Annotated in this window: 10 protein-coding genes; all 10 read right to left on the minus strand. The window is 51.7% G+C overall.

The genetic code is table 11. The features are described from left to right. A partial coding sequence (pheA, locus tag Q7V48_00835; protein ID MDO9209286.1) for a prephenate dehydratase occupies window positions 1-900 on the minus strand: 900 nt, incomplete at its 3' end. A gap of 11 nt (window positions 901-911) precedes the next feature. Continuing rightward, the gene (gene aroC / locus Q7V48_00840; GenBank protein MDO9209287.1) at window positions 912-1,961 is read right to left on the minus strand and encodes a chorismate synthase; all 1,050 of its coding nucleotides are present in this window, start codon (window positions 1,959-1,961) and stop codon (window positions 912-914) included. A gap of 1 nt (window position 1,962) precedes the next feature. Then, window positions 1,963-2,490, minus strand: coding sequence for a shikimate kinase (locus Q7V48_00845; GenBank protein MDO9209288.1), 528 nt, complete (start codon window positions 2,488-2,490; stop codon window positions 1,963-1,965). Between the two features lie 105 nt (window positions 2,491-2,595). Then, window positions 2,596-3,852 (minus strand): 3-phosphoshikimate 1-carboxyvinyltransferase, encoded by a 1,257-nt coding sequence (gene aroA / locus Q7V48_00850; protein MDO9209289.1) that lies wholly within the window; start codon window positions 3,850-3,852, stop codon window positions 2,596-2,598. Window positions 3,853-3,900: 48 nt separating this feature from the next. Then, window positions 3,901-4,710 carry a shikimate dehydrogenase gene (locus Q7V48_00855; GenBank protein MDO9209290.1) on the minus strand — a complete coding sequence of 270 codons (810 nt, stop codon included), beginning with the start codon at window positions 4,708-4,710 and terminating at the stop codon, window positions 3,901-3,903. Beyond that, window positions 4,707-5,405: a type I 3-dehydroquinate dehydratase gene (gene aroD, locus Q7V48_00860; protein MDO9209291.1), complete on the minus strand. Its 699-nt coding sequence runs from the start codon at window positions 5,403-5,405 to the stop codon at window positions 4,707-4,709. The genes Q7V48_00855 and aroD overlap by 4 nt, the downstream gene beginning before the upstream one ends. Then, on the minus strand, window positions 5,383-6,375 hold the full coding sequence (locus Q7V48_00865; protein MDO9209292.1) for a 3-dehydroquinate synthase II: 993 nt from the start codon (window positions 6,373-6,375) through the stop codon (window positions 5,383-5,385). The genes aroD and Q7V48_00865 overlap by 23 nt, the downstream gene beginning before the upstream one ends. A gap of 25 nt (window positions 6,376-6,400) precedes the next feature. Continuing rightward, a complete protein-coding gene (locus Q7V48_00870) occupies window positions 6,401-7,195 on the minus strand; it encodes a 2-amino-3,7-dideoxy-D-threo-hept-6-ulosonate synthase (protein ID MDO9209293.1) in 795 nt (264 codons plus the stop codon). Window positions 7,196-7,637: 442 nt separating this feature from the next. Further along, the gene (locus Q7V48_00875; protein MDO9209294.1) at window positions 7,638-8,720 is read right to left on the minus strand and encodes a GAF domain-containing protein; all 1,083 of its coding nucleotides are present in this window, start codon (window positions 8,718-8,720) and stop codon (window positions 7,638-7,640) included. Between the two features lie 420 nt (window positions 8,721-9,140). After that, the gene (locus Q7V48_00880) at window positions 9,141-9,341 is read right to left on the minus strand and encodes a hypothetical protein (GenBank protein ID MDO9209295.1); all 201 of its coding nucleotides are present in this window, start codon (window positions 9,339-9,341) and stop codon (window positions 9,141-9,143) included. Window positions 9,342-9,455 lie beyond the last annotated feature (114 nt).

Raw genomic sequence — 9,455 nt, forward strand, 5'->3', positions numbered from 1 at the left:
CTTCTCGGAAAAGGGTTTTAGGATTTCGTAAAGAGATCCCGGCGAATCCGGGATGGAAAACAGGAGCGAGGTTTTATCCCTTCCTGTTCTGTCGCTGACCTGGGGCCCGAGAACCAAAAAGCGCGTGTAATTGTTTAGGTAGTCTTCAATCCGGGAGTCGATGATTTTCAGGCCGTAAAGTTCGGCAGCCAAGGAGCTGGCCACAGCCGCAGCTTTCGATTCCTGGGCGGCCATCTGGGCGGCCTTGGCCGTGCTCACGGTTTCAGCCATCTGGGCATTAGGAAAATTTTTCCTCAGCCATTGCCGGCACTGGGCCAGGGCTTGGGGGTGAGAATAAACCCTTTCCACGTCTTGGGCTCTCCCGCTCATAGAAAGAAGATCGTGAGAGATCCGGATCAAAATCTCGCCGCAGATTTTCACTTCCGAATCAATGAACATATCCAGGGTCCGGTTCACCACTCCTTCGGTGGAATTTTCTATGGGCACCATCCCGAAGTTCGCTTTCTCCCTCTCCACCGCATCGAAAACTTCCTGGATACTCTCTTGGGAAACCGTTTGTACAGAGCTCCCGAATCGCTCAATGCAGGCCAAGTGGGTATGGGTGGCGGGCGGGCCGAGGTAGGCAACCGTGAGTTCCCCCTCCAAAGAACGGCAGGCCGAAATAATCTCCCGGAAAACCGGAGGAATGGCTCCTCTGGGGAAGGCACCGAGATTCAACAATTCCAACCGGCGCATGATTTCTTCTTCCCGCTGAGGGTTGTAGGGGTCCATTCTGCACCCTGACTTTACTTTGCCTACTTCCAGGGCAACCTCCGCTCGTTGGTTCAGAAGTTGGAGGATTTGCCCGTCTATGGAATCGATTTTCTGCCGTAAAAATTCAATTTTTGCGTTGATTTCCATTTGCACCCTCTCTATATCGCTCTCTGCCTAAGCCAATGATCAGCAAGGACGATGGCCACCATGGCTTCGCACACCGGGTTGATCCTGGGGATGGCCGCAACATCATGCCGGCCCCGCATTTTTAAAGATACGGGCCTCCGTAAAGAATCAATTGTTTTCTGCTCCAGAGAAATAGAAGGAATGGGTTTCACGGCCACCCGCAACAGGATGTCCGCTCCGGTGGAAATGCCACCTAAAATTCCCCCGGCATCATTTTTTTCAAATCCCCCGGGTATCAGGGGGTCATTGGATTCCGAGCCCAGCAGCCGGGCAACCCGAAACCCCGCACCCACCTCCACTCCCCGGATGGCTCCAATACTCATCAATCCTTTGGCCAGATCTGCTTCCAGTTTGTCGAAAACCGGCTCCCCCAATCCGGACGGGCATCCCCGGACAAGAATTTCCACGATGCCCCCCAGAGTATCCCCCTGCAACCGGGTCTTTTCAATCTTCTCTGCCATTCTGATTGCGGCGTCCCTGTCCGGACAAAAAAGCGCGTTGTTCTCGATCTCGGCGTAATCCATCTTCTCCGCCCGGATTCCCCCCAGTTCCAGGGTATAAGCCAAAATATCCACCTTTTCTCTTTCCAGGATCTTCTTGGCCACAGCCCCGGCAGCCACTCTTCCTACCGTCTCCCGGGCTGAGGCCCTTCCCCCGCCGCGATGGTCGCGGATGCCATACTTAGCCTGATAAGTAAAATCGGCATGGCCGGGTCGGAAGACATCCTTCAATTCTTCGTAAGGCTCTGAATCCACGTCCTTATTCCAGATCAGCAGGGCAATGGGTGTTCCAGTCGTCTTTCCTTCATAGACGCCGGAGAGAATTTCCACCCGATCCTCCTCTTTTCTCGGGCTGGTTCCCTTTCCCTGGCCGGGCCTCCGCCGCTCTAATTCCTTCTGAATGTCTTCAACGGAAAGTTCCATTCGAGGGGGGCAGCCGTCAATCACGGCCCCCAGAGCTTTCCCGTGGGATTCTCCCCAGGTGGTTACTTTGAAAAGAGTGCCCAAAGAATTTCCGCCCAATTTATGCCCCCCTTCTTTCCCGGACGATCGATAATATTTTCTCCACCACTTCCTCCCGGCCCAAGGTCGAAGTATCCACCTCCACATCGGCGACTTGCGCATAATATGGATTTCTGATAGCCAGCACTTCTTCGAGCTCCTCGAGCGCTCCTTTTCCGGTCAGAGTTGGGCGGCTGGCAGTGGTGCCAGGGTCCTGAACCATTCTTCCGCGAAGGACTTCGCTGTCTGCCTTCAGCCAAATGATGAGCCCATTTTTTCTCAAAGACCGCACATTGGCGGGGTCAAGTACGGCTCCTCCCCCTGGCGCGATGATTAAATGGTCTCCCCGGCAAATTTCCTCAATGACTCTCTTCTCCAGGGCTCGAAAATGCTTCCAGCCCTTGGACCTCACCATGTCGCTGATAGAAGCCCCAAGATGCTTTTCTACCAAGTCATCCGAATCCACGAATTTTTTCCCGGCACGGGCAGCCAGCATTCTGCCCACAGTGCTTTTGCCTGCCCCTCGGTATCCGATTAAAATGATATTCATAAGAATAAAGGGTTCCAGGGTCCAAGGATTCCAGAATAACAGTTTTTTAAATCCGCATTCCGCAATCCGCATTCCGCAATTTTTCCCTTGACCCCTTGTCCCCTTTTAGTAGAGCTTCTTGAGTGTTTCCCAAAACCCCGGGAAGGATTTAGCCACGCATCGTTCCCCTTTAATTTTTATCCCGGGAACGGCCAGCCCAGCGATGGCAAAACTCATGGCCAGGCGGTGGTCATTATGGGTTTCGATTTCAGCTCCCCGAGCTTTCCCCCTTTCCACTTGCAGCCAATCTTTTCCTTCTGCTACTTCGACTCCCATTTTGGCCAGTTCTCCGGCCACAGTCTTTAGGCGGTCGGATTCTTTGTGGCGCAGATGCCCGACGTTCCGGATGACCGTCTTCCCTTGAGCAAAGGCGGCAACGATGGCCAGGGTGGGAACGAGGTCGGGCATGGTGTTCATGTCCACTTCAATCCCCCGAAGTTCTTTAACTCGAACTTCCGCCCAATTTTCTCCCCGGCTCACCTCGCATCCCATCTGCTCCAGAATGGCTAAAAATTGCGCGTCACCCTGGAGGGATGCGGGGCGGAAGTTTTCAACCCTTACTTTTCCACTGGTGATGGCCGCTGCCGCCAAGAAATACGAGGCATTGGAGGCGTCCCCTTCAACCCGGTATTGCCTGGGAGAATAACGCTGTCCTGCCCGGACGAAAAAGGAATCACCTTCCTCCTTCTGAACCTCTACGCCGAAATCAGCCATTACCCCCCGGGTGATGTCCACGTAAGGCCTGGAAACCAATCGCCCGGTTACCTCCAGCCGGACGTCTGCCCGGGCCAGGGGCGCGACCATCAAGAGGGCGGAAAGGAACTGGCTGCTCTCGCTTCCTTTGATCCTGGCAACTCCGCCCTCAAGGCCCTGAGAATCTACGACTACGGGCGGGTATCCATTTCTTTCTAAAGAATAAGCTTTGACTCCCAGCGAGACCAACCCTCCCAGCAGTTCGGCCATCGGTCGCTCCCTCATCCGCTCGCTGCCATCCAGCACGGTGCGTCCATTCTTCAAGGCCGCCAACGCCGTCAAAAACCTCATCGAGGTTCCGGAATCCCCCACGTAAATTTTTTCTCCTCCCGCCTTCAGCACCCCCCCTTTACCCTGAACATGGATAGAATCTTCTTCCCAAGCGATCTTAATGCCGAATTTTTCCAGACCTTGCGCGGTATGCTTGGTATCTTCACTCCGCAAAGCGTTGAACAAAACGGACTCCCCTTCAGCCAAGGCCGAGGCAATCAGGGCGCGGTGGGTGTAACTTTTCGACCCGGGAATGGCCACAACGGCGTCACAATGATTCAGTGGTTTAATCTCGATCATCGTTTTTCCATCTAAGAAGCTGTCAGCCTTCAGCTTCCAGCTACAAGCTTATCTCAATGCCCTTTGCAGGTCTCTTTTAATGGGTCGGATATCCGGCTTCTTCCCCGTCCAGATCTCTATTTGCGCAGCTCCCTGCCGGGCAAGCATTTCCAAGCCATCGATCGTCCGGCAGCCTCGCTCTTCAGCCTCATGGAGAAACTTCGTCCGCACGGGCTGGTAGACAATATCCATCACCACGATCCCTTCTTTTAAAAGTTCCTTAGGCCAAGGAGTTTCTGAATCCTGCGGGTGCATACCCACCGCTGTAGCATTGATGATCACCTGCACGTCCAGCCCGTTGATTGCCGCCCAAGGGAGGCAGGCAAACCCCATGGCTGCGGCCAGCTTTTGGCCTTTTTCCAGCGAGCGGTTAGCAATAAAAACCTGGCAGCCCCGTTCCTTCAGACCAAAAGCAATGGCCCGGGCCGCTCCGCCAGCTCCCAAAAGGAGAACTTTTTTCTCCCGCAGGTCAATTTTTTCCTCCAGAGCTTCCACTGCTCCGCGCCAGTCCGTGTTATGGCCAATCAGCTTTCCTCCCTCATGGCAGATCGTATTCACAGCCTGGATCTTTCCGGCCACCTCCTCCAGCTGATCCAGAAAAGGGATGATGGCGGTCTTAAAGGGAATCGTCACGCTTACCCCCCGAATTCCCAGCCCCCGGATCCCGTTTATTGCTGCGGAAAGATTTTCGACTTCAAAGGCCAGATAAGCCGCGTTCAACCCCATCCTCCGGAATGCCCCGTTGTGGATGATCGGGCTCAGGCTGTGCCGCACGGGTTTCCCGATGACACCGTAGAGTTGGGTCTGGGCATCGATCATCTCAACCTTCCCCAGATCTCCTTTAGTTCCCGAACGGTTAACTGCCCGGGAGCGGAAGTTCGATTCCTGTCCAGGGAAGCATACGTCCATGCCGCTCCCATCAGGGGAGCAAAAATCCGGCTCATCTTCCCTTTTTCACCCATGCCCAAAGCCACAACTTTCTTTTTCCTTTCTAAGGCGTAAGGAATGAGGGATAAAATTTTCAGGTTGTCCTCCCAGGATTGAGCAAAAGTAACGATCTTTATTACGTCCGCCCCATAGCGAATCATGCGCCGGCAGATACCGTGCAGTTCCTTCAATGGCGGTGTCTTTTTAAAGTCATGGAAGGATAGGATCAACCGCGTTTTTATATTATTTTCCATCAGTTCAAAAATAGCTGATCTTCCGCTTTCCATCTCCAAGTCTACGAAGTCGGAACCTAAACAGATTGCCTGCCGCAAAATAGCCAGCCGACTCTTTTCATCTCCTCTGTACCTGCCCCCTTCTTCCCTGCGGCGGTTGGTGACGATACAAGGCTTCTCTCGTCCCTTTAAAAGAAGTTCCCATCCCGGATTCTTCATATAATCCACCCGCAGCTCAATAAGGTCAGCCAGCTGGCTGGCCCTGGCCATGGCCCGGATAGCCTTCTCCGCAGTTGTCTCGACAATGGGCAGGCAGATTTTTCCGGGGGCTCTATCTCTCGCAAATTGTTTCATCAATCCGGACCCCAAAGTGTCTTGCCGCTCCTTCCCGGTATACCAGGACTTCGCTTCCTTCTTTCAGGTCAACCAGAGAAATGGCCTCCCCCCCTGGCTGGGTGAGCCGGATCGTTTCGGCGTTCTGCAGGATGGCGGAAATCCTCTGTCCGTTTTCCTCCGCCTCGACTAAAACCAGGGGACGCCGTTCCACCTTGGCCCTCCCCACTACGGCCGGATAACTTTTACCTTCAGAATTCACCACCAGAACCTGATCCCCCGCGCGAACCTCCGCAAGGTATTTGGTTTGTCCGTTGGCCAAGCGGATATAAGCGTGCACCGGCCCGGCGTTGACGCGGAAAGGCCTGGGGTTCACAAAAGGGTTCTCCAGGCTCTCGGAATGAACGAGAAAAAGGGCCTGGCTGCTGTTGCCGACCAGCATGCCTTCTCCCGGCACCATCGCCGAGCACGTATCCACACAGACCCGGTCTCCCAGACCCAGGGGTTTAATGTTCTTTACCCGGGCAGGCCAGAGTTCGAACCGTTCATTTTCGGCCTTAAGCTGGCGGATGATCTGGCGCACTTTTTGGGGATCGGATTGATTGAGCACAACCCCATCCACACCTTTTTCCAGGATGGAAAAGGCCGTTTGTCCATCTTGCAGATCGGTAATCTCGACAAAAATGTTTCCGGCCCGGCTTAATAAATTTTCCAGGGGAATAATCGTCCAGTCTTTTCCCTTCACAACCACTTTCTTGGAGAAACTCAGGTTGACAATCTCTTCTTCATCCTTTTTCTCCACAACCTCTTTTTCCACCACATCCCGCCCCAGCACATAATCTCCGTCTTCGGCCACGGTAGGAATGAGGCCCATCTTTTTCACTTCCGAGCGAATACCGGCCTCAACCCAGAGAGCGTCCGCTCCGCTCTCCATTGCGGCTTGGGCCAATTCTGCGCCCCAAGGAATTATTTTCACCCATACCTGTTTCATTTTTTTCACCCATCTTCCCCCGGGCTCAAGCCGCCAGCTCTTTCAGTCCGTCTTCGACCGATACGTCGTTGTGCACCAATTTGGTAATGGCCTGGATAATTTTCTCCGGGTCGCGGTGTTGGAAAGCATTCCTCCCGATGGAAACGCCCGCACCTCCCGCTTTTACGGAATTTTTGACCATTTCCAGGATGTCCCGGTCCGTTTCCATCTTCTCCCCTCCGGCAATGACTACGGGGACGAAACATCCCTCCACCACCTCCCGGAAACTTTCCGGAGAGCCGGTGTAAGGCACTTTCACAATGTCTGCTCCCAACTCCGCCCCCACGCGGGCCGCATGTTTGACCACACCCACATCGTACCCGTTCTTCACTTTCGGGCCACGCATGTATATCATGGCCAGAAGGGGCATTCCCCATTCCGAAGCCTCCCGGGCGACTCGCCCGAAGTCTTGCAGCATGGATTTCTCATCTTCCGCCCCGAGGTTTACATGGATGGAGACCGCATCCGCCCCCAATTTAATGGCCTCTTCCACGCCGCACACCAAAACCTTGCAGTTGGGATCGGGCGCCATGCAGGTGCTCGCCGAAAGGTGAATGATCAACCCCACGTCTTTGCCGCCGCGGCGGTGCCCGGCCTCCACCAGACCTTTGTGAATAACGATGGCGTTGGCCCCTCCCGAGGCCACAGCGTTGATGGTTTTACGCATGTCGGTCAATCCGGCCATGGGACCGAGAGTCACGCCATGGTCCATGGGTACAATCACCGTCTTCCCCGAATCACGATCCATGATTCTTTCCATCCGTATTTTTTTCCCTACCATTTCCCTCCTCCTTTTTTATTAATCCCTGCCGATTAATTTTTCACCGCAGAGCACGCCGCTCTGGAAATGGAATATTGCATACACTATGCGCATAGCGCTAAGCGCTTAGCGAATTTCAGTGTCCTCTGTGGCGAAAATTCCCTAAAATAAAAAAGCCGTGAGAAGAAATCCCACGGCTCAAAATAAAAAGGCCGTGGGTAGCATTCTGTCTACCCACGGCCCTGATCAATCATTGAATATGTCGATCAGCTTCCAGGCGGCGGGCAGACCCCGGCGTAATAAAACCACCCAAAGTAATACCCGTCAATAAATTCAAATTTGCAACGCTGATTCATTTCCATTTCCTATTTTAATATTTTAATATGGTCTTTTTATATCACAGAAGAGAATTGGCTGTCAAGAAAAAAATTGCCTATTTTTGATTATTTTTTCCCGGGCCGGTCTAGGCCGATTTTTCCATGGCCTGAGATTTATTCCATTTGAGTTTCTGGGCCTGCAGGGATTCTTCGATTCGCCTCTGAACCTCGGGATTGAGGTCTATGAACTTCACGCCCATGCCCCGGCGCAAATCCTTGGTTTCATGCCCATATTTATTCGACCAGATAACTTTGCAAGTGGCTTCGATCGGCACCTCGCCAGGGGATAAATAGAGCTTCATGGGAAATTGATCTCCCAGATCCAGCGGGTCGGGCGTCCTTATAAATACGCCTCCGCCAATCAGGTCATCGGCCATGCTCAAAGATCCGTCCTCAATCGCCACCCTTAATATTTCGTCCACCGGCTCTCCTTGCTGGCGATCAATACCCAATTCCCCGGTCAGGGCAACAGACCCGTCTATTTTATCAACTTTTTCTTCTACAGGAAGTTCTGCCGATTGTTTATCATCGGTTTTTTCCGTTTTAAACAAGCTTCCAATATGTTCTTCGATCCGCCGCTGTTCTCCATTCGAAAGGGTGTGCAATTGCACTAAAATATCGTCCAGGTATCGCTCATAATCTTTGCGAAAATTGATTCCTCTGTGGATCTCTTCGCGCAAATAAGCATTTTCCATGGCGATGGAAATTTGATTGGCAAAGATGGAAAGTAATTGGAAGCTCCCCTTGTCGAACTTTTTCCCGCCGTTGATCACAACTACGCTGATGGCTCCGGTCGCTTTGCCTTGGAGCACAAGAGGGATACTGATCAGTGAAGTAATCTTTCGTTCCCGTGCCTCGTATTTAAAAAACTCGGAAAAATCCTTCGGTTCTTTGAGCCAGAAAGGTTTCTTCTGCTTGAGGACTTTCCGGGTTACCTCTTTTTCCTCAAACAGGCCAACCTGTTCGTTTAATGGATCGGAAGCAAAGGTAAATTGGGTCTTCAGAACGCCATTGTTCTTTTCATTCGCGATGAAGATGGTAGAGCGGTGGGCTTGCAGAGAGGTGAGGGATTCTCGGGCGACGAGTTTCAGGAGTGTGTCCAAGTCCTTTTGAGCGTTGATCTCCGCACTGATCTGGGCCAGGGCCTTGATTTCAGGCCTAAGACCCATTCCTTCTTCACCGCCATTGTTTATGTCTCCCCCCGGGGGATTGTCCAAAAATACTCTTAAATAACATTTAACAGTAACTTCCTTATGTAATAGACAATTAATTGATATTTATAACTATTTTGTTTCATTAGGCGTCATGGGCGTTGTTAAATTGCCTTGTTGACATGACTTTTATCCAAAACAACCCTTCAACTTTTATGATTTTAGGAGCAATGAGCATGCCAACAAAGAAGTAAACCTCAATTTGTTGTTAATTATACGATTTTATTTATATTTTTTAACCTTCAAGGATTCAGGTAAGAAGGGATTTCTTGTCAAGCAATAACTCAATAGTCAACTGTTTGACAGGTGAAAAACTTAGCAAGCCAGGAATCGGGTTACTACCATTCCTTTTTGAAATTTACCTTTACTTTTGCAACCTTAGGTTTTGGCCGCGGTCTCTTCCAGAGGACGTTTCAAGAACATAATGAGCGCATCACCATTCTGGGAAGGAACCGCAGAGATCAATTCCCATCCTTCTTCTCCATGCTCAGTTAGCCTCGTTCTTTCCAATTCCAAAAAAGAAGGCTGGGTTAAGGATTTGAAATCCGTTTTCCTGACCATATATTCCCATTTCATCATGGACTCACCCCCATGTCCTGTTTGGGATTCCTTTCTGCGCCTGTTTGGTCTTTATCATACTCATTTTCGCCAAAGGAGCAACAGAATTTTCATAATTTAAAAAAACAGGGTCCA

The organism is Deltaproteobacteria bacterium (assembly GCA_030654105.1).
GTDB lineage: Bacteria > Desulfobacterota > SM23-61 > SM23-61 > SM23-61 > JAHJQK01.